General features: G+C 65.3%; 15 protein-coding genes. 7 read left to right on the top strand and 8 right to left on the bottom strand.

Annotated elements, in window-relative coordinates:
* Positions 1 to 163: 163 nt before the first annotated feature.
* Entirely contained in the window at positions 164 to 2,887 is a 2,724-nt protein-coding gene (polA, locus tag R3F42_03690) for a DNA polymerase I (protein MEZ5541126.1), read from the bottom strand.
* Between the two features lie 145 nt (positions 2,888 to 3,032).
* Between polA and R3F42_03695 the strand changes: the two genes are divergently transcribed.
* The 5 genes from R3F42_03695 (at position 3,033) to R3F42_03715 (ending at position 6,832) form a co-directional block, all read left to right on the top strand.
* Positions 3,033 to 3,767 (top strand): TIGR00730 family Rossman fold protein, encoded by a 735-nt coding sequence (locus R3F42_03695; protein ID MEZ5541127.1) that lies wholly within the window; start codon positions 3,033 to 3,035, stop codon positions 3,765 to 3,767.
* Between the two features lie 7 nt (positions 3,768 to 3,774).
* Positions 3,775 to 4,113: a DUF2782 domain-containing protein gene (locus tag R3F42_03700; protein MEZ5541128.1), complete on the top strand. Its 339-nt coding sequence runs from the start codon at positions 3,775 to 3,777 to the stop codon at positions 4,111 to 4,113.
* Between the two features lie 107 nt (positions 4,114 to 4,220).
* Positions 4,221 to 4,772 (top strand): TRAP transporter small permease subunit, encoded by a 552-nt coding sequence (locus tag R3F42_03705; protein ID MEZ5541129.1) that lies wholly within the window; start codon positions 4,221 to 4,223, stop codon positions 4,770 to 4,772.
* Positions 4,773 to 4,805: 33 nt separating this feature from the next.
* Complete coding sequence (locus R3F42_03710) at positions 4,806 to 6,188, top strand: TRAP transporter large permease subunit (protein ID MEZ5541130.1); 1,383 nt, start codon at positions 4,806 to 4,808, stop codon at positions 6,186 to 6,188.
* Between the two features lie 80 nt (positions 6,189 to 6,268).
* Positions 6,269 to 6,832, top strand: a complete 564-nt coding sequence (locus tag R3F42_03715; GenBank protein ID MEZ5541131.1) for an acyloxyacyl hydrolase — start codon at positions 6,269 to 6,271, stop codon at positions 6,830 to 6,832.
* Between the two features lie 70 nt (positions 6,833 to 6,902).
* Here R3F42_03715 and R3F42_03720 read toward each other — a convergent pair whose 3' ends face one another.
* Positions 6,903 to 8,000: a TRAP transporter substrate-binding protein gene (locus R3F42_03720; GenBank protein MEZ5541132.1), complete on the bottom strand. Its 1,098-nt coding sequence runs from the start codon at positions 7,998 to 8,000 to the stop codon at positions 6,903 to 6,905.
* A 258-nt stretch (positions 8,001 to 8,258) separates the two neighbouring features.
* Between R3F42_03720 and R3F42_03725 the strand changes: the two genes are divergently transcribed.
* The gene (locus R3F42_03725) at positions 8,259 to 11,132 is read left to right on the top strand and encodes an EAL domain-containing protein (protein MEZ5541133.1); all 2,874 of its coding nucleotides are present in this window, start codon (positions 8,259 to 8,261) and stop codon (positions 11,130 to 11,132) included.
* Between the two features lie 103 nt (positions 11,133 to 11,235).
* On the opposite strand, the gene R3F42_03730 is transcribed toward R3F42_03725, so the two are convergent.
* From R3F42_03730 to uvrD, 4 genes are all read right to left on the bottom strand, one after another.
* Positions 11,236 to 11,742 carry an AAA family ATPase gene (locus R3F42_03730; protein ID MEZ5541134.1) on the bottom strand — a complete coding sequence of 169 codons (507 nt, stop codon included), beginning with the start codon at positions 11,740 to 11,742 and terminating at the stop codon, positions 11,236 to 11,238.
* A 63-nt stretch (positions 11,743 to 11,805) separates the two neighbouring features.
* The gene (locus R3F42_03735; protein MEZ5541135.1) at positions 11,806 to 12,540 is read right to left on the bottom strand and encodes an SPOR domain-containing protein; all 735 of its coding nucleotides are present in this window, start codon (positions 12,538 to 12,540) and stop codon (positions 11,806 to 11,808) included.
* A 142-nt stretch (positions 12,541 to 12,682) separates the two neighbouring features.
* Positions 12,683 to 13,201 carry an HD domain-containing protein gene (locus R3F42_03740; protein ID MEZ5541136.1) on the bottom strand — a complete coding sequence of 173 codons (519 nt, stop codon included), beginning with the start codon at positions 13,199 to 13,201 and terminating at the stop codon, positions 12,683 to 12,685.
* Positions 13,202 to 13,390: 189 nt separating this feature from the next.
* The gene (gene uvrD / locus R3F42_03745; protein MEZ5541137.1) at positions 13,391 to 15,565 is read right to left on the bottom strand and encodes a DNA helicase II; all 2,175 of its coding nucleotides are present in this window, start codon (positions 15,563 to 15,565) and stop codon (positions 13,391 to 13,393) included.
* Positions 15,566 to 15,803: 238 nt separating this feature from the next.
* Between uvrD and R3F42_03750 the strand changes: the two genes are divergently transcribed.
* On the top strand, positions 15,804 to 16,247 hold the full coding sequence (locus tag R3F42_03750; protein ID MEZ5541138.1) for a hypothetical protein: 444 nt from the start codon (positions 15,804 to 15,806) through the stop codon (positions 16,245 to 16,247).
* A 12-nt stretch (positions 16,248 to 16,259) separates the two neighbouring features.
* Here R3F42_03750 and R3F42_03755 read toward each other — a convergent pair whose 3' ends face one another.
* Both R3F42_03755 and glmS read right to left on the bottom strand, forming a co-directional pair.
* A complete protein-coding gene (locus tag R3F42_03755) occupies positions 16,260 to 16,529 on the bottom strand; it encodes a hypothetical protein (protein ID MEZ5541139.1) in 270 nt (89 codons plus the stop codon).
* A 166-nt stretch (positions 16,530 to 16,695) separates the two neighbouring features.
* A complete protein-coding gene (gene glmS / locus R3F42_03760; protein ID MEZ5541140.1) occupies positions 16,696 to 18,531 on the bottom strand; it encodes a glutamine--fructose-6-phosphate transaminase (isomerizing) in 1,836 nt (611 codons plus the stop codon).
* Between the last annotated feature and the right edge of the window lie 46 nt (positions 18,532 to 18,577).

Here is an 18,577-nt window from a genome sequence, read left to right on the forward strand (position 1 = left end):
AGGTTCCATGCCCCGGCAACGGACCGGAAACCGACCTGCCGCGGACAAGCCAGGCGCAGCGGCAATCCATGAGTTAAGGTATCATATAAATCTGGGCAGGAGCCTATATTACTGTCTAGGCTATTGTTATTGAGAGAATATATTTCGACTGCCTGGCAGGCGCTCAATGCGCCTCGTCCCAGTTGCCACCGACACCGATGTCGACCACCAGAGGTACCCTGAGCGCCGCGGCAGCGCACATCCGGGTGCGGATCTCCTCCTTGACCGCCGTGGCCGTCGCGGCGTCGACCTCGAAGACCAGTTCGTCGTGCACCTGCATGATCATGCGCACGTCTCCCCCGGCGCGCGTACCAATCCAGCCGTGCAGGTCGATCATGGCGCGCTTGATGATATCCGCCGCCGTCCCCTGCATCGGCGCGTTGATCGCGGTCCGTTCCGCCGCCGCGCGCCGCGCGCCGTTGCGCGAGCGGATATCCGGCAGATGCAGGCGCCGGCCGAACACCGTCTCGACGTAGCCCGTGCTGCGGGCCTGTTCGCGGGTGGCTTCCATGTATGCGGCAACGCCCGGGTAGCGCTCGAAATAGCGATCGATGTACTCCTGGGCCGCGGCACGCGCGATGCCGAGCTGCCGCGCCAACCCGAAGGCCGACATCCCGTAGATCAGTCCGAAGTTGATCGCCTTGGCGGAGCGGCGCTGGTCGCCGCTGACCGCTTCCGGCGCAACCCCGAATACCTCGGCGGCAGTGGCACGATGCACGTCCTCGCCGGCGGCGAAGGCCGCCAGCAGGCCGGGGTCCGACGACAGATGGGCCATGATCCGCAACTCGATCTGGGAATAGTCGGCCGCCACCAGCACACAGCCCCTCGCTGCCACGAAGGCCTGGCGGATGCGCCTGCCCTCCTCGGTACGGATCGGTATGTTCTGCAGGTTGGGATCGGACGACGACAGCCGGCCGGTCGCTGCCACCGCCTGGTGGTAGGAGGTATGTACCCGGCCGGTGGTCGGACAGACCTGCTCGGGCAGCCGGTCGGTGTAGGTGGACTTGAGCTTGCTCAGCGCCCGGTGTTCCAGGATCAGTCGCGGCAGCGGATAGTCGAGCGCCAGTTCGGCAAGCACCGACTCGGCCGTGGACGGCACCCCGGTGGGGGTCTTGGCCAGCACCGGCAGCTGCAGCTTGTCGAACAGCAGTTCCTGGATCTGCTTGGGCGAGCCCAGGTTGAACGGCTGCCCGGCTTCGCGCCGGGCCTCCTGTTCGAGTTCCACGATGCGCCGCGCCAGTTCCACGCTGTGCCGGGCGAGCATGGCGGTGTCGATCGCCACCCCGGTCTGCTCCATGTCCGAGAGCACGGCGACCAGCGGGATCTCGATCTCGCGGTAGATCCTTTCCAAGCCCGGCTCCGCCACCAGCTGCGGCCACATCGCCGCATGCAGCCGCAGCGTGACCTCGGCGTCTTCCGCCGCGTAGGGCGCGGCGGTCTCGAGCGGAATCTCGTTGAAGCTGAGCTGATGCTTGCCCTTGCCGGCGACGTCCTCGTACTTGATGGTGGTATGCGCGAGGTATTTCAGTGCCACCGAGTCCATGTCGTGGCGGGTGGCGGTACTGTCCAGGATGTAGGACTCCAGCATAGTGTCGTAGCCGATACCATCCAGCCTGATCCCGTGATTGGCCAGAACGTTACGATCATATTTGATGTGGTGCCCAATTTTTTTTATTTCTCTACTTTCCAGTATCGGGCGCAGCCTTTCCAGTACCGCCGCCCGCTCGAGCTGCGCTGGCGCACCGGGATAGTCATGTGCCAGGGGGACATAGGCCGCCGCTCCGGGCGCGACCGCGAACGAGACCCCGACGATGCGCGCGGCCATGTAATCCAGACTCGTGGTCTCGGTGTCGAAGGCGAACTCGCCGGCGGCGGCGAGTGCCTCGAGCCAGGCATCCAGGCGTGACTGATCGAGCAGGGTTTCGTAGACCGGGTCGACCGCGGGCGCGACAGCGCCGGCTGCCGCTCCAGCACCGGCGCCTCCCTCGTCCAGCTCCGCCAGCCAGCGCTTGAAATCGAGCGCCTGGTAAAGCGCATGCAGACGTTCGGTATCCGCCGGCTGGCGCAGCAGCGACTCCGGACTGCTATCGAGCGCCAGGTCGCAGCGGATGGTGGCCAGCGTGCGAGACAGCGGCAGCTGTTCCAGGGCTGCGCGCAGGTTCTCCCCGGCCTTGCCCTTGATCTCGTCGGCATGTGCGATCAGCGCCTCGAGCGAGCCCCAGGCGGCGAGCCATCTGGCCGCGGTCTTGGGGCCCACCTTGGGCACGCCCGGTATGTTGTCCGAGGTGTCGCCGATCAGGGCGAGGTAGTCGATGATCTGTTCCGGCGCGACACCGAATTTCTCCCGCACCCCGTCGGCATCCAGGCGGGTGCCGTTCATGGTGTTGACCAGGGTGACATGGTCGTTGACCAGCTGGGCCATGTCCTTGTCGCCGGTGGAGATCACCGTGTCCAGGCCGTGCGCCGTGGCCTGTGTCGCCAGCGTGCCGATCACATCGTCGGCCTCGACCCCCTCGACCTGCAGCAGCGGCAACCCCAGCGCGCGAATCAGCGCCAGCAGCGGCTCGACCTGCGCTGCCAGTTCGTCGGGCATCGGTGGACGGTGGGCCTTGTACTCGTCGTACAGGTCATGGCGGAAGGTGCGGCCCTTGGCGTCGAACACCACGGCGATGTGCCGCGGGTCGTACTCGGCGAGCAGGCTGCGCAGCATGTTCACCACGCCGTAGACCGCCCCGGTCGGCTCACCGCGGGAATTGGTCAGCTGCTGCAGATTGGGGACGTGGTAGGCACGATAGAGATAGGACGAGCCATCGACCAGCAGCAGGGGCGCAGAGTTGTTGACGGCCATGGTGTATGCCCTGTCGATTGCCGGTAAGGCGGCTGCGAGGGAACTGCAGCGAAAACAACCCGCCGCAGGCGCATGGTATCATTTATCCCGCTGCGCGACCGGGGCTACCGGCACGCCACCCGCGAAGGAACAGACCGAACACCGCATGAAAGACCACGACAGCTCAGGCCGGCGCATGCATCATGGGATGCTGCCGATGGATGACACGCAGCTCACCCGCGAGTCCTGGAAGATCTTCCAGATCATGGCCGAGTTCGTCGAGGGCTTCGAACGCCTCGCCCACATCCGCCCCTCGGTGAGCCTGTTCGGATCGGCACGCACCGCGCCCGACCATCCCTGGTACCGGCAGGCCGAGGGAATCGCCCGCGCCCTGTCAGATGCGGGCTTCGCCGTCGTCAGCGGCGGCGGCCCGGGGATCATGGAGGCCGCCAACAAGGGGGCATTCCATGGCCGGTCCCCGAGCATCGGGCTGAACATCCAGCTGCCGCACGAGCAGGCGGGCAACCCCTACCAGAACATCGCGCTCAACTTCCGGCACTTTTTCTCGCGCAAGGTCATGTTCGTCAAATACGCCTCGGCCTACGTGGTCTGCCCGGGCGGTTTCGGCACGCTGGACGAGCTGGCCGAGATCCTCACCCTGGTGCAGACCGGCAAGAGTCGGCGCATCCCCATCATCCTGGTCGACAGCGGCTACTGGCAGGGTCTGATCGACTGGTTCCGCGCCACCCTGGTCAGGTCCGGCACCATCGCGGCCGATGACCTGAAACTGTTCCAGGTGATCGATGAACCGGAGGACGTCGTCAATGCAATTTTCGATTATTATGAGCATAAGGGCTTCGAACCGTCCGAACAGGAACGGGAAAAGCTGCTGGATCTCTAGACCGACCATGATGCACAAACTGACCACCGCCCTATTGTTTGCATTTGCCCTGCCGGCGCTCGCCGGGGAAATGCCGCCGCCACCGGCACCCGCCGCCGAGGCCGCCCCGCCTCCGGCAACCGGACTCGAGGAGGAAATCCAGCCCGAGGTCCGGATCATCAAGCGCGACGATGCCGTGGTACGCGAGTACCGAGTCAATGGCGCGCTCTACATGATCAAGGTCGAGCCCCGCGTCGGCGCACCCTACTATCTGATCGACACGACCGGCGACGGCAACCTCAACGCCCGCCGCAGCGAACTCGACCCGGCCTTCGTCGTGCCGAGCTGGATGATCTTCCGGTGGTAAACCGCGCGACGCCGTGCGGCGGCAGCTAGCCATGCCCGGATCCTGCGGCCGCTGCCGGAACCGTAAGCACCCGCCGACCCGCTAGCACGGCCGTGCCCGCCCGCACCATGTCCGCGCAACTGCAACGACTCGCACGCCTGCTGGACGGCTTTGCCGAGCAGACCGGCCGCCTGCTGTCCTGGCTGACACTGGCTATGGTAGTCATCACCTGCGTGGTGGTGCTGCTGCGCTACGCCTTCGGTATCGGCTCGATCGCACTGCAGGAATCGGTCACCTACCTGCATGCGCTCGTGTTCATGCTGTGCGCCGCCTACACACTCCGGCACGATGCCCACGTGCGGGTCGACATCTTCTACCAGCGCTGGTCGCCGCGTGCGCGGGCCTGGGTCGACTTGCTCGGCACGCTGCTGCTGCTGGCCCCGGTTTGCGTGTTCATCCTCGTGTCCAGCCTTGATTACGTCGCCGTGTCCTGGTCCATCCGCGAAGGCTCGCGCGAGGCCGGGGGCCTCGACGGCGTCTATCTGCTGAAGACGGCGATTCCGGTGATGGCAGCACTCCTGCTGCTGCAGGGCTGCGCCCAGGTCATACACAGCCTGCTGCGGATAACCGGCCACCGCGAACCGCCCACGCCGGATTCCGGTATGGACCGTGAGCTGTAACGCCGCCCTTGCGGCGGCAGCGGAGCCAGCGCCATGACGGAACTCCTGCCCCTGCTGCTGTTCGCGGCCGCCTGCCTGGTGCTGATGGCCGGCTACCCGGTCGCGTTCTCGCTCGCCGGCACCGGGCTGCTGTTCGCCTTCGCCGGCGAACTCGGTGGCAGCTTCGATGCCGCATTCCTGCACGCATTGCCCAACCGGCTCTACGGCATCATGACCAATGTCACGTTGATCGCGGTGCCGCTGTTCGTCTTCATGGGCATCATGCTGGAGCGCTCGCGGGTGGCGGAGAACCTACTCGATACCATGGCCGCCCTGTTCGGCCGGCTGCGCGGAGGCCTGGGCTTTTCGGTCACGCTGGTCGGCATGCTGCTGGCCGCCAGCACGGGCATCGTCGGCGCGACCGTGGTCACCATGGGCCTGCTCTCGCTGCCCACCATGCTGCGGCGCGGCTACGACCCGCGCCTTGCCAGCGGCGTGATCTGCGCCTCCGGCACACTCGGCCAGATCATTCCACCCTCCATCGTGCTGGTACTGCTCGGCGACGTGCTCTCCTCCGCCTACCAGCAGGCGCAGATCGACATGGGCAGCTATGCACCGGATACCGTGTCGGTCGGCGACCTGTTCACGGGCGCACTGCTGCCCGGTCTGCTGCTGGTGCTCCTCTACCTGCTGTATATCGGCTATATCGCCTGGACGCGCCCGCAGGCCATGCCCGCGCTGCCGGCGGATGATGCCGTGTTTGCCAGCGGTCTGGGTGCGCGCGTGCTCAAGGGCCTGCTGCCGCCGGTGCTGCTCATCATCGCCGTGCTGGGTTCCATCCTCGGTGGCTTCGCCACACCGACCGAGGCGGCGGCGGTCGGCGCCAGCGGCGCCATCGTGCTGGCACTCGCGCAGCGCCGCTGCACCCTGCAGGTATTGCGCGAGGCCATGCTCGGTACGACCCGCGTCACCTGCATGGTGTTCCTGATCCTCATCGGCGCCTCGGTTTTCTCGCTGGTCTTTCGCGGCTTTGGTGGCGATGTAGTGGTGGCCGAACTCCTCGGCAACCTGCCCGGCGGGGCCTTCGGTGCCATGCTCGCGGTCATGCTGCTGATGTTCCTGCTCGGCTTCGTGCTCGACTTCATCGAAATCACCTTCGTGGTCGTCCCGATCGTCGGCCCGGTGCTGCTTGCCATGGGACTCGATCCCGTCTGGCTCGGCATCATGATCGCCCTCAACCTGCAAACCTCGTTCCTCACACCACCGTTCGGCTTTGCCCTGTTCTACCTGCGCGGCGTGGCACCGGCCGAGGTCAGCACGGCGCAGATCTACCGGGGCGTGGTGCCGTTCATCGCGCTGCAGCTCATACTGATCCTGGTGCTGGCGCTGTGGCCGGCACTCGCCACCTGGCTACCCGGTGTGGTGTACGCCGACTGAGCGCGCTAGAAATCTGGCGGTGCCGGCAGCTTCGTGCGATTATTGGCGTATGAGTCGCACTACCAACCGGGTCATCGGCCATGTCATCACTACGTAACCTGCTGATCATTTCCCTGCTGCTGTCGCTCCCGCTGTCGGCAAGCGCCAGCGACAACGCCTGGATCAGCAGTGCCGCTTTTGCATTCGGTGAAAGCGACGAAACCGTTGCACACGATATCCAGCGCATCAGCTTCCAGAAAAAATGGCGTCACAGCTGGTTCGATGGCGGCGCGTGGTTTCTCGGCGGCTACTGGGATACCGGCCTCAGCCGCATCAAGGCCGACACGGGACATACCGGCTCGGTCTACGCGCTCAGCCTGACACCGGTGTTCCGCTACCAGCGCGACGCCACGCTCTCGAGCGGGGTCACGCCCTTTGCCGAGGCCGGCTTCGGAGTGCACCTGCTGAACGGCACCCATATCGGCAACGACAGCCTGTCCACGGCGGTCCAGTTCGGCCCGCTGCTCGGCGTCGGCATCGGGTTCGGCGAACGTGGCCAGTACGAGCTGACCTACCAGTACACCAGCCTCGGCAATGGCGACATCAAGAAACCGAACGACGGCCTCGACGCGCACATGCTCAAACTGGGCTACAACTTCAACTAGAACCTGGCGCGCAATTCCCCGCGGCCGCGCGCGTGGCAATATCGGCTGCTGGCAAGACGCGGCACGTGCGCTATCCCTCGCGTATATTCAGGTAGGCACGCTCCGAGATGTCGGTCCAGCTGGTTACCTGGCGCTGGAAGGCGCGATAGGATTCGTAGACCTTAGCCGAGAGCGCGTCCTTGCCGGCGATCTCGCCGACCACCTGCTCCGACAATTCCCGCAGTCGCGCCAGCACGCTGGCCGGAAACGCCCTGACATCGACGTGGTGTTCGTGGATCAGGGTCTGCAGGGCGGCGTTGTTGCGCGCCGTATATTCGGCCAGCATATCAGCGTTCACCACGAGGCAGGCATTCTCCACGATGCTTTGCAGATCGGGCGGCAGGCTGTCGAAGGCGGCCTTGTTGACCAGGCATTCCAGCGTGGTGCCCGGCTCGTGCCAGCCGGGGTAATAATAGAATTTCGCGGCCTTGTGCAGTCCGAAGGCGAGATCGTTGTACGGGCCGACCCACTCGGTGGCGTCGATCGCGCCGGACTGCAGGGAGGTGAAGATATCGCTGCCCGGCATGGACACGGGCGTGCCGCCGGCACGCTTGAGGACCTCGCCACCGAGCCCCGGAATACGCATCTTCAAACCGTCCAGGTCGGCGAGTGAATTGATCTCGCGATTGAACCAGCCACCCATCTGGATACCGGAGTTGCCGGCCGCCACCGGCAGCACGCCGAACGGCGCATAGACTTCCTGCCAGAGCGCCATGCCACCACCGTGCAGCAACCAGGCATTCATCTCCTGTGCGTTCATGCCGAACGGCACGGCCGCGAAGAACTGCGCTGCCTCGCTCTTGCCTTTCCAGTAGTAGGCCGCACCGTGCCCCAGCTCGGCGGTACCGCCGGCAACGGCGTCGAACACCTCGAACGAGGGTACCAGTTCGTTGTCGCCGTAAACGGTAACCTGCAGGCGCCCACCGCTCATCGTGCTGATCAGGCGCGCGACGTTGTTGGCGCCGGTACCCAGGCCGGGAAAGTTCTTCGGCCAGGTCGTCACCATCTTCCAGTGCACGGTCTGCTGCTTCGCAGCCGGTGTCGCCGGCGCGCCGGTCTGCTGGTCCTGATCGCAACCGGTCAGCAGCAGCCCGGCACCCGCGGCGCCCAGAAAATCACGTCGTTTCATGAGTCGGTCTCTCGCGCTGAAATGAGGCGGTCATTGTACGTGGGTTGGCGCGCGCACGCGTAGCAGCCGGCGCGCGATGCGTCACGAATATGACGGTTATGTTCATACAATAAGCATTGATACAACGAATAGTTATGGAATAGTATTCACCAAACGCTTCCAGTATTCAGGCTAGCACACTAATTACAGACAAATTATCTTGGCGTGCGCCAACCGGAAGGTGCACACGGGCCAACCAGGGGAGTACCGGGCAGCATCATGTTGACTGATCTCAACCGCATCCGCGCCCGCTTCATCGGCCTGATCCTGTTCGGCCTGCTCATCGCACCGGCCGCCGGAATCACCAGCGCCCTGCTCTTTGACCTGGTTACGCCCGCAGCGCTGCAGAATCGGCGCACGGCATTCGTGATGGTTGCCTTCGTGCTGCTGATGGCCAGCTGGGCGGGCATTCATTTTTCACGCTACTTCAGAAAGTTGCCAGTCGACTTGCGCCCCGGCAAAGGCGCCGGCAGGCTAGCGCCCGCGGCACAGCGCCGGCTGGCGCGGTTCGGCCGCGACTATTGGGGCCTGTGCCTGATCTACGCCCTGACCATTCCGCCGTTGCTGTTCATCGCCGTGCAGAAGCCGCTGCTGGCGGAACTCGGCCAGTTCCTGCAGCTGCTGCTGCTGCAACTGGCGGTGGTTGCACTCGTGGGACTGCCCACCTTCCAGCTGGCGCAGGGCCAGATCGACCGGCTGGCCGGTCACTTCAACCTGCAGCAGACGCGCAACAGCCTCAAATCCAAACTGGTGCTGATGGGCGGCCTGGTGCCGCTGCTGTGCTACACGCTGCTCATGAACTACCAGTGGCAGCAGACCGGCAACCTGACACCGGGACACATGGCGATCTGGTTGACGCTGGTGTGCATCACCGGGCTGGTCACGCTGTTCGCGATTCGCAGTGTCTCCCGCTCACTGCAACCGATTCAGGCACTCATCGCGCGCAGCGGCGCCTCGCGGCACGCCGAGCTGGGTCGACTGCGTCCGCACTCCACCGACGAGATCGGTTTCGTCACGCAGGTCGTCGGCAAGCTGTTCCGCCAGTTGGGCGAACAGGAATCGCACATGCGCACGGTGGTGGAAACGGCCGCCGAGGGCATCATCGTGGTTGACGGCAAGGGCCGGGTGCGCACCTTCAACCCGGCTGCGGAGCGCCTGTTCGGTTACAGCGTGACCGAGATCAGGCACCGTCTGCTGTATCCGCTGCTGCCGGATCTGTTCAATACCGCGCACGAGATCAGGCTGGTGGCCGGCGAGCGTGAAATGGAAGGACGGCATCGCAACGGCACGAGTATCCAGATGTCGGTGCGCGTCAGCCCCATGCGCAGCAACGGCGAACGCATGTACACCTGCATGGTTGCGGACATCACGCGGCGCAAATCCATGGAACAGCAGCTGCGCAATGCCGAGCGCCGTTACCGCGACCTGGTCGAAACGGCGCACGACATGGTCTGGACTCTGGATACGGATGGCAGGCTGACCTACGTGAACCGCGCCTGCACCTCGATCTACGGCTACGCACCGGACGCGATGCTGCATCGCAGCCTGCACGAGTTCCGTTCGCCCGACCATCCGCCCATTGACCAGGAATCCATCGCAGACCTGCTGGCCGGCGCGGATTCGGTGCAGTTCGAGACCGTGCATCTCGACAACGAAAGCAAGCCTCACTTCCTGAGTTTCAGTGCCCGCTCGCACAAGGACGCCAGCGGCCGCGTCGAGCATATCAGCGGCACCACGCGCGATATCACCGAGCAGAAGGCATTCCAGCACCAGCTGTCGTATCACGCCGAACACGACCCGCTGACCGGCATGTTCAACCGCAACTACTTCCAGGAGGAACTGGAGCGCACGGTGGCACGCGCCGCCCGCAACGGAACATCCTGCGCGCTGTTCTATATCGACCTCGACCAGTTCAAGTACATCAACGACACGCTTGGCCACGCCGCCGGCGACCGCCTGCTGGTGGACATCGCCGCGCTGTTGTCCATGCATGTGCGTGAAGGTGACCTGCTCGCGCGTTTCGGTGGTGACGAGTTCACGCTGCTGCTCTACAACATCGGCAAGCGCGACGTGCTGCGCGCAGCGGAGAACTTCCGCGCGCTGTGCGATGACTACCGCTTCAATGTCAACGACAAGTCGTGGAATGTCAGCGCCAGCATCGGCATCGCCATGATCGATCGCCACACCACCTCCGCCGAGGAGGTGCTCTCGCATGCCGATCTTGCTTGCAATATGGCCAAGCAGCAGGGTCGCAACCGCGTCAATCTCTACAATCCGGCCGACCTCGGCAAGGCGGACATGCAGGCTGACATGAGCTGGGCGACGCAGGTGCGTGACATGCTCGAACACGACCGCTTCCAGCTGGTGTTCCAGCCGATCGTCAATACCGGGGACGGCGAGGTGGTCGACTACGAGGTGCTGGTGCGCATGGTCTGCGATGACGGCCAGGTCATCCTGCCCGGCGGTTTCATGCCCGCTGCGGAACGCTTCGGGCTGATCCACAGCGTCGATCGCTGGATCGTGCGCCGCGCCATCCAGGATCTCGCGGCGCTGCACCGGCGCGGCCGGCGCATCAGTTTCTCGATCAACCTGTCCGGCAAGGCCTTCGAGGACGAAACGCTGCTGCCGCTGATCCAGACCCTGCTCGACGACACCGCGCTCGACCCGACCTGGGTCACCTTCGAGATCACCGAGACCGCGGCCATAGCCAACCTGGCCGCGGCGGAGACCTTCATCACCGCACTCAAGGACATCGGCTGCCAGTTCGCGCTGGACGACTTCGGTTCCGGGTTCTCCTCCTTCGCCTACCTCAAGCACCTGCCGGTGGACAAGCTCAAGATCGACGGCGCCTTCGTGAAGGGCATGGCGCACAGCTCGGTGGACCAGGCCATGGTGGAATCGATGAACCAGGTCGCGCATGCGCTGGGCAAGATCACCGTGGCCGAGTGCGTGGAAAACGGCGAGACGCTGAAAATCCTGCACGAGATGGGCGTCGACCGCGCCCAGGGCCACTACATCGGCATGCCGCAGGCGCTGCCCGCTGCTGGTGCGCCGCGCAACGACGACGAACACGCCGCGGCCGCGGCGCATTGAGCTGCGGGCGGCTGTAACAGACCGTGTGCTGCAACCGCACCGGCAGTCGCGCTGCCGGCACGCTCCGCTACGGATCTATGGGCGACGGCTGCGTCGCATGCCGTCACGCCGCACCATCGACCAGCACATGCCCGAAGGCCGGCGGCTGCTCGGTGCCGTAGTACTGCAGGTAAGTCGACCAGTCGTCGAGTTTGGCAAGGTCGCGCGCATCGCCACGGCGCAACAACCGCTCGCGGCGCAGCGCCGGGTCACAGCGCACATAATGCACCTGGACATTCGCACCGAGCCGCCGCTCCAGCTGCGCCGGCCAGTCCGGCTCCCGGATTTCGCGGGTGAAGGGGCCGACGATGATCACGTCCTGGACGGGCAGATTGTCCCGCGCGATATCGAATAGCGTCGCATAGATCGGCTCGCGGAAGGTGCGTTTGAAATAGCCGGAATCGCGGTCGTCCGGGCTGTGGCCGGCCCCGGTCAGCGCGATGCGCACCAGCCGTTCGGTCACGGTATCGATATCCAGCAGGGTTGCGCGCCGCGCCGCGGCAATGCGCCTGGCGTAAGTGGTCTTGCCCGCACCCGGGCTGCCGCAGACGATGATCGCGGTTTGTGTCATTCCGTCCCGCCGCTCGCTGCTCACGCGCGTGTGCACGGCGTTGCGGTCACTGCCGCCACGCCTTCAGACACCGCCGCGACTGGCCAGCACCTCGGCGCGGGCGACTGCGGCCTGCAGCGTCGACACCTTTCTGATCCAGGGTTGCATGTCTCGCAGGGATTCCGGGCGCGAGGCGGCGGCGGCCCTGGCATCCGCCATTGATTCGTACACCCCGAGCAGCAGCGCGTAGTAGACCTTGCCACCGGCCTCGACCTGCGCGCCCAGTACACCGCTCAAGCGGTGCGCTGTCCGGAAGTCCTCGAGCGCCGCCATGGTGGACAGGGCAACCATCTGCACCGCGTAGAAATCCGTCGGCAGCTCTTCCAGCGGCAGGACCGTGGCCGGATGATAGGCAAGGTGTCGCCAGTCGGGCTCCGTCACCTCGGGCGGTGCGGCTGCGACCGGGGTTGCGCTGGCTGGGCTTGCCGGCGTCGGCACCGGCGTTGCAGCCTCCGCCACGGCAGGATCCGGTTGCACGGCAACATCCTGTGGCGCCGGTATCGCAGCCGCGGTGCCCGGCGCTGCCGTGCCGGTACGCGCAAGCTCGGGCGCCGGCCTGGGCGGCAGCGGGTACTGCGCCAGCTGCGAATCCCGACCGCAATTCCAGCCATCCCAGGTGTCATTCGCCAGGCAATACCACTCGCCGCCATGCCGCACGGCGACCGGATCAACGGCGTGCTGCGATGGGCGCAGGAAACCGCAGGCGGCGGGCGCCAGGCTGAGCGCTACGACGAGCAGGATGCGGCCGGGATTTATCATGCTGGTTACTGTGCCTGCCCCGCCTTGGCCTGTCAAAGCGCGCCGCCGGCTGCCGGCGGCGGCGGTGTCGTACCCGCATGTTTTTTAACTCGATATTTTACAGGCCTGGCAGAGCGCCGGCCGGCGTCCGCGCTGACGCCGGTCATGGCCGGTTGGCATACTCCCGGTCGAAGATCGCCTCCAGCTGCGGGTGCACACCGCGCAAGCGGTCGATCACGCGCCCGGCCCAGTCGAAGTAATCGCGCTTGCGCTGCAGGTCCCAGCCGGCCGGAGGGGCATGCGTCATGTCACGGAGATTGCAGATCTTGTCCGCCAGTTTCACCAGTTTCGCCTCGGTGCGGATGTGCGCGGCATGTTCGACCTGGCGTTCCTTGCGCTCGTGCTTGCCGAGACGCTTGTCGTCGGTGACATCGATGACGATCGCTGCGATGCCGGCGCCGAACTCGGTAATCAGTTCCGCCGCGGTCGTTTCGGTATCTTCGACCGTATCGTGCAGCAGCGCACCGCAGATGACATCGATATCCGTGACATGGGCCTCGTTGCAGAGCACGTTGGCCAACGCGATGGGATGATTGATGTAGGGCGATGCCGCGACATCCTTGCGCCGCTGTCCACTGTGCTTGTGCGCGGCGAAGGCCAGCGCCCGTAGCAGCAGTTTCAGGTCACTTTCCGCGATGGTCATGCGCGCTTCGTCCACTTGCGCCAGAGGCTGCTCTCAGGTATCCGCGCCGAACAGTCACACCTGGCATCCCCGGGATATCACAGCGATACCGTAGCAGCGCAGGCGCGAAAACCGGGGCATCACGCGCGCGGACGCGGTCCGCTCCGACAGATTGTGTATGGCCCGCCGTCAGGCTCCCACCGCTTCCAGATTGGCGTAGGCCAGCACCAGCCACTTGGTGCCCGCAGCGGAAAAATTCACCTGGACACGCGCGCTGCTGCCCCTGCCCTCGCAGTTCAGGATCACGCCTTCGCCGAACTTGGCATGCCGCACGTGCTGACCAAGGCGCAGGCCGCCGCCTGCCTGGCCGTGTGCGGCCGCCGCGGCAGGCGGCGCCGGCACGGTGCGCGGCAGGCTCACGCCCGGTCGCGGACGCACTTCGTCGATCAGCTGTTTCGGTATCTCGTCGATGAAGCGTGACGGCAGACAGTAGGTCTCGGAGCCGAACACACGCCGGCGTTCGGCACAGGTCAGCACCAGTTGCCGGCGCGCGCGGGTGATGCCGACATAGCAGAGGCGACGTTCCTCCTCGAGCCGTCCCGGTTCCTCGACCGAGCGCTGGTGTGGAAACAGCCCTTCCTCGAGGCCGCACAGGAACACCAGCGGGAATTCGAGCCCCTTGGCCGAGTGCAGCGTCATGAGCTGCACGCAGTCCTCCCAGGCGTCGGCCTGGCCCTCACCGGCCTCGAGTGCGGCATGCGCGAGAAATTCGGACAGCGGGTCCATGCCGCTGTCGGGATCGAACTCGAATTCGCGTGCGGCATTCACCAGTTCCTGCAGGTTCTCCAGGCGGGCATCGCCCTTCTCGCCCTTTTCCTTCGCGAAATGCCCGGCCAGGCCACTCGGGTGCATGACGTGCTCGACCTGTTCGCCGAGCGGCAGGCCGCGCATGCCGGCTGCCAGCTCGTCCACCAGCTGCAGGAAGGCGACCACGGCATTGCCGGCCCGCGCCGGCAGCAGCTTGTCATTGGCGATGGTGACGGCAGCCTGCCAGAGCGAGGTGTTGTAATCCCGCGCCTGCTGGCGCACTGCATCCATGGTACGCCCGCCGATCCCCCGCGGCGGATGATTCACCACGCGCTCGAAGGAGGCGTCGTCATCGCGGTTGGCGGCCAGCCGCAGGTAGGCCAGGGCATCCTTGATCTCGGCGCGCTCGAAGAAGCGCAGCCCGCCGTAGACGCGGTAGGGTATGCCGCACTGCATGAGACGTTCCTCGAACACGCGCGACTGGGCATTGGAACGGTACAGCACGGCGATGTCGCTGCGCATACCGCCCTTGTCGACGTGGTCCTCGACGCGATCGGTCACGAAGCGCGCCTCGTCCTGCTCGTTGTAGGCGGTATACAGCTGGATCCGTTCGCCGTCGTTGCCCTCGGTCCAGAGCTGCTTGCCCATGCGCGCGGTGTTGTTGCCGATCACCGCGTTGGCAGCCTCGAGGATCGTACCGGTGGACCGGTAGTTCTGTTCCAGCCGCACCACCCGCGTATTCGCGAAATCCTGCTGGAAGCGCAGGATGTTCTCCACGCGCGCGCCGCGCCAGCCGTAGATCGACTGGTCATCGTCACCGACCACCGTGATGCGCGCCGCGTCACCGGCCAGCATGCGCAGCCAGGCGTACTGGATTGCATTCGTGTCCTGGAACTCGTCGACCAGGATGTGCTGGAAACGCTGGCGGTAGTGATCCAGCAGCGCCGGATATTTCAGCCACAACTCGTGCGAGCGCAGCAGCAGCTCGGCGAAATCGATCAGTCCGGAGCGCTGACATAAATCCTCGTAGGCCTGATAGATATCGAGCTGGCGTTTCAGGTAGGGATCGTTGCGGTGCTCGATATGCTGCGGACGCCGGCCCTCGTCCTTGCAGCCGTTGATATACCACTGCAGCTGCCGTGGCGGCCATTTCGCCTCGTCCAGGTCCAGGCTCTTCAGCACGCGCTTGATCAGCCGGAGCTGATCCTGGGAATCCAGGATCTGGAATCCCTGCGGCAGGCCGGCTTCCTGCCAGTGCGTGCGCAGCAGGCGATGCGCAAGGCCGTGAAAGGTACCGACCCACATGCCACTGGCCGGCGCCTGGATCATCCGCTCGATGCGCCCGCGCATCTCGCCGGCCGCCTTGTTGGTGAAGGTCACCGCCAGGACCGAGTACGGCGACAGCCCTTCGACATCGATCAGCCAGGCGATGCGGTGGACCAGGACGCGGGTCTTGCCGCTGCCGGCACCGGCCAGTACCAGCAACGGTTCCTGGCCTGCGCAAACCGCCTCGCGCTGGGCTTCATTGAGCGAATCGATGATGCGGGAGACATCCATGGCGTGTCATTCTAGCAACTGCCGCAAACCGTTTCAGTCGGCCGGGCGTGCATCGGCGGCCGCTGTTCCTATACACTGCTATACGGTAGCCCCCGACAATAATCGACACGCGGGTTACAGTGACCGGCACCACACGGCGTGCTGCGGTCGTCACGCCCAGCGCGCAGACGCACCGCGCCGGCCCCGTTCCACGCGCGGGCCCTGGCCATGCCAATAAACCAAGCCGGTTGAGGTGGTTATGGGACTATATCTGATCGTGCTCGTGCTACTGCTGGTGCTGGCTGGCGGCGCCTGGCTGGCATACGGCCGCCGGCCCGGCAGCGGCCGGCGCCGGATCGCGGCGGCCAAGCAAGCGGCCACCCCGCCCCGCCCCGGCGGTATCGACAAGCTGAAGGATAACAAGCAGTTCTGGGGGGTCGAGCTGGCACAAACCGGCTGCATGGCCGCGCGTGACCTGCAGGGCCGGAAATTCACCTTCGACGAGGCGCCGGCGCTGCCCCTGGCGGGGTGCGACTCGGCCGCCTGTACCTGCCAGTTTCGCGGCATGCCGGAACGGCGCATGCGGATACGGCGCACGCATCCGGACCGCCGCGAGGTGGTGCGCTTCAATGTCAACAAACCGGACCGGCGCTCGCGGATCAGCCGGCGGCGCGCCGACAAATGGGTCGATCACACCTATTGAGGTGTGCCGCACTCAGGCGACGTCTGCCAGTAATTTCTTGTTTTTCGGCGAATTGAGGTTGACGGTCTTGGGTTTGGAGCCGCGCAGATAGGCTTCCAGCGTCACCGTGGGGATCTGGGCCAGATCGACCAGCGGGTGCATGGTGCACTTCTCGCAGGCGATCAACTTGGGCGGCGCCCCGGCAGGTGCCTTGCCGACCGGCCTTGCCCGCAGGTTCTTACAGGTGGTCACGCTCAGGTAGGCTTGCTGGGGGATGCAGTAAAACATTGAATCCATATCCAAAACTAAACTCCTTTGGTCCCGTTGGGGCGCGGGTATCCGACCTCGTGAAGCGCGAAATGATAGCACAGGCGGCGGCTGCGTGCACAGCGGCGCATGAAATATCAATGACTTAGGCTTTTCGGGGTATTCACGCCGCACTGCCGGCACGCCGGCAGGCGGCGGCGTTTCACTCCACCGTAACGGACTTGGCGAGATTACGCGGCTGGTCGATGTCGGTCCCCTTGAACACCGCGACGTGGTAGGCCAGCAACTGCAGCGGCACCGAGAAGATGACCGGCGCGATACTGTCGTCGGTCGGTGCGACCGGCAGTACCGTGACGCCCGGTTCGCTGGTAATGCCGACATCGACGTCCGCGAACACGATCAGCTCGCCGCCGCGCGCCCGCACTTCCTGCAGATTCGATTTCAGCTTCTCCAGCAACTCGTTGTTGGGCGCGACCACGATCACGGGCATGGTGGCATCCACCAGTGCCAGCGGTCCGTGCTTGAGTTCACCCGCCGGATAGGCCTCGGCGTGGATGTAGGAGATCTCCTTGAGTTTCAGCGCCCCTTCCATCGCCACCGGGTATTGCGCGCCGCGACCGAGGAACAGGGCATTGTGCTTGTTGCCCATCAGGATGTTGGCCAGTGCGCGGATCTCGTCGTTGAGTTGCAGCGCGTGCTCCACCTTGGACGGCAGGCTGCGCAGTTCGTTGACCAGGCGGGCCTCGGTCTCCTGGCTCATGTGGTGCCGTCGTCCCAGCACGATGGTCAGCAGCAGCATCGCGACCAGCTGGGTCGTGAAGGCCTTGGTGGAGGCGACGCCGATCTCGGGGCCGGCGTGCGTCATCAGCACCAGATCCGACGCGCGCACCAGCGAGCTCTCCGGCACATTGCAGATCGACAGGGCATGACCGAAGCCGAGCCGGCGCGCCTCGTGCAGCCCGGCCAGGGTATCGGCGGTTTCGCCCGACTGCGACAATGTCACGATCAGCGAGTTCTTGCGCACTACCGGCCGCCGGTATCGGAATTCGCTCGCCACCTCGACGCTGCACGGGATGCCGGCCAGTGACTCCAGCCAGTAACGCCCCACCATGCCGGCATGGTAACTCGTGCCGCAGGCGATGATATGCACGCCCCGGACCTGGTCGAAGATCTCGCGCGCACCGGCGCCGAAGGCCTCTTCCAGCACCCGGTTGCTGCCGATGCGTCCTTCCAGCGTGTCGGCAATCGCGCGCGGCTGTTCGAAGATCTCCTTCAGCATGTAATGGGCGAACTCGCCCTTGTCGGTGGATCCCAGGCGCAGTGCCGATTTTTTCACCGGGCGCTCGACCACCCGTCCGCTGGCGTCGTACACCGTGAGCCGGTTGTAGGTGATATCAGCGACGTCCCCTTCCTCGAGGAAGATGAAATCGCTGGTACGCTTGATCAGCGCCGCGACGTCCGAGGCGATGAGCATGGCGTCGCCGGCGAGCCCGACGACCAGCGGGCTGCCGCGCCGCGCCGCGACCAGACGGCCGGGCTCTTCGCGGCAGATCACGCCCAGCGCGAAGGCCCCCTCGAGGTCACCCACCGCCGAGCGCACTGCCGCGAGCAGGTCCTGGCCCTGGTCCAGGTAGTGATCGATCTGGTGCACGATCACCTCGGTATCGGTCTGCGAGGTGAACCGGTAACCGCCGGCACGCTGCTGCGCACGTAGGGTATCGTGATTCTCTATGATGCCGTTATGCACGAGCGCGACGCGCTCATGACAGACGTGCGGATGCGCGTTCTGCTCGCTGGGCGGACCATGTGTCGCCCAGCGTGTGTGGGCGATGCCTGTCACGCCGCTGAGCGGTGTCACCTCCAAGGCCTTCACCAGCTCGGCCACCTTGCCGACCTTGCGGACCCGCTCGAGCCGCTCGGCCTCGGTCTGCACGGCGATACCGGCCGAATCGTAACCGCGATATTCCAGCCGCCGCAGCCCGTCGATCAGTAGCGGTACCACGTCCTGCTGCGCCGCAACACCCACTATTCCGCACATGGTTTCCTGCCTGCACTCGCACGGGGATAAACCCCGCCCTGTTTCG

Source organism: Pseudomonadota bacterium (assembly GCA_041395565.1).
Classification (GTDB): Bacteria; Pseudomonadota; Gammaproteobacteria; order UBA9214; family UBA9214; genus UBA9214.

Excerpts from the sequence above, each read along its gene's own strand:
- R3F42_03710 (MEZ5541130.1), top strand. The coding sequence starts at position 4,806 with ATGACGGAACTCCTGCCCCTGCTGCTGTTCGCGGCCGCCTGCCTGGTG.
- R3F42_03695 (MEZ5541127.1), top strand. The coding sequence starts at position 3,033 with ATGAAAGACCACGACAGCTCAGGCCGGCGCATGCATCATGGGATGCTG.
- R3F42_03735 (MEZ5541135.1), bottom strand. The coding sequence starts at position 12,540 with ATGATAAATCCCGGCCGCATCCTGCTCGTCGTAGCGCTCAGCCTGGCG.
- R3F42_03715 (MEZ5541131.1), top strand. The coding sequence starts at position 6,269 with ATGTCATCACTACGTAACCTGCTGATCATTTCCCTGCTGCTGTCGCTC.
- uvrD (MEZ5541137.1), bottom strand. The coding sequence starts at position 15,565 with ATGGATGTCTCCCGCATCATCGATTCGCTCAATGAAGCCCAGCGCGAG.
- R3F42_03730 (MEZ5541134.1), bottom strand. The coding sequence starts at position 11,742 with ATGACACAAACCGCGATCATCGTCTGCGGCAGCCCGGGTGCGGGCAAG.
- R3F42_03720 (MEZ5541132.1), bottom strand. The coding sequence starts at position 8,000 with ATGAAACGACGTGATTTTCTGGGCGCCGCGGGTGCCGGGCTGCTGCTG.
- R3F42_03700 (MEZ5541128.1), top strand. The coding sequence starts at position 3,775 with ATGATGCACAAACTGACCACCGCCCTATTGTTTGCATTTGCCCTGCCG.
- R3F42_03705 (MEZ5541129.1), top strand. The coding sequence starts at position 4,221 with ATGTCCGCGCAACTGCAACGACTCGCACGCCTGCTGGACGGCTTTGCC.
- R3F42_03725 (MEZ5541133.1), top strand. The coding sequence starts at position 8,259 with ATGTTGACTGATCTCAACCGCATCCGCGCCCGCTTCATCGGCCTGATC.
- polA (MEZ5541126.1), bottom strand. The coding sequence starts at position 2,887 with ATGGCCGTCAACAACTCTGCGCCCCTGCTGCTGGTCGATGGCTCGTCC.
- glmS (MEZ5541140.1), bottom strand. The coding sequence starts at position 18,531 with ATGTGCGGAATAGTGGGTGTTGCGGCGCAGCAGGACGTGGTACCGCTA.
- R3F42_03750 (MEZ5541138.1), top strand. The coding sequence starts at position 15,804 with ATGGGACTATATCTGATCGTGCTCGTGCTACTGCTGGTGCTGGCTGGC.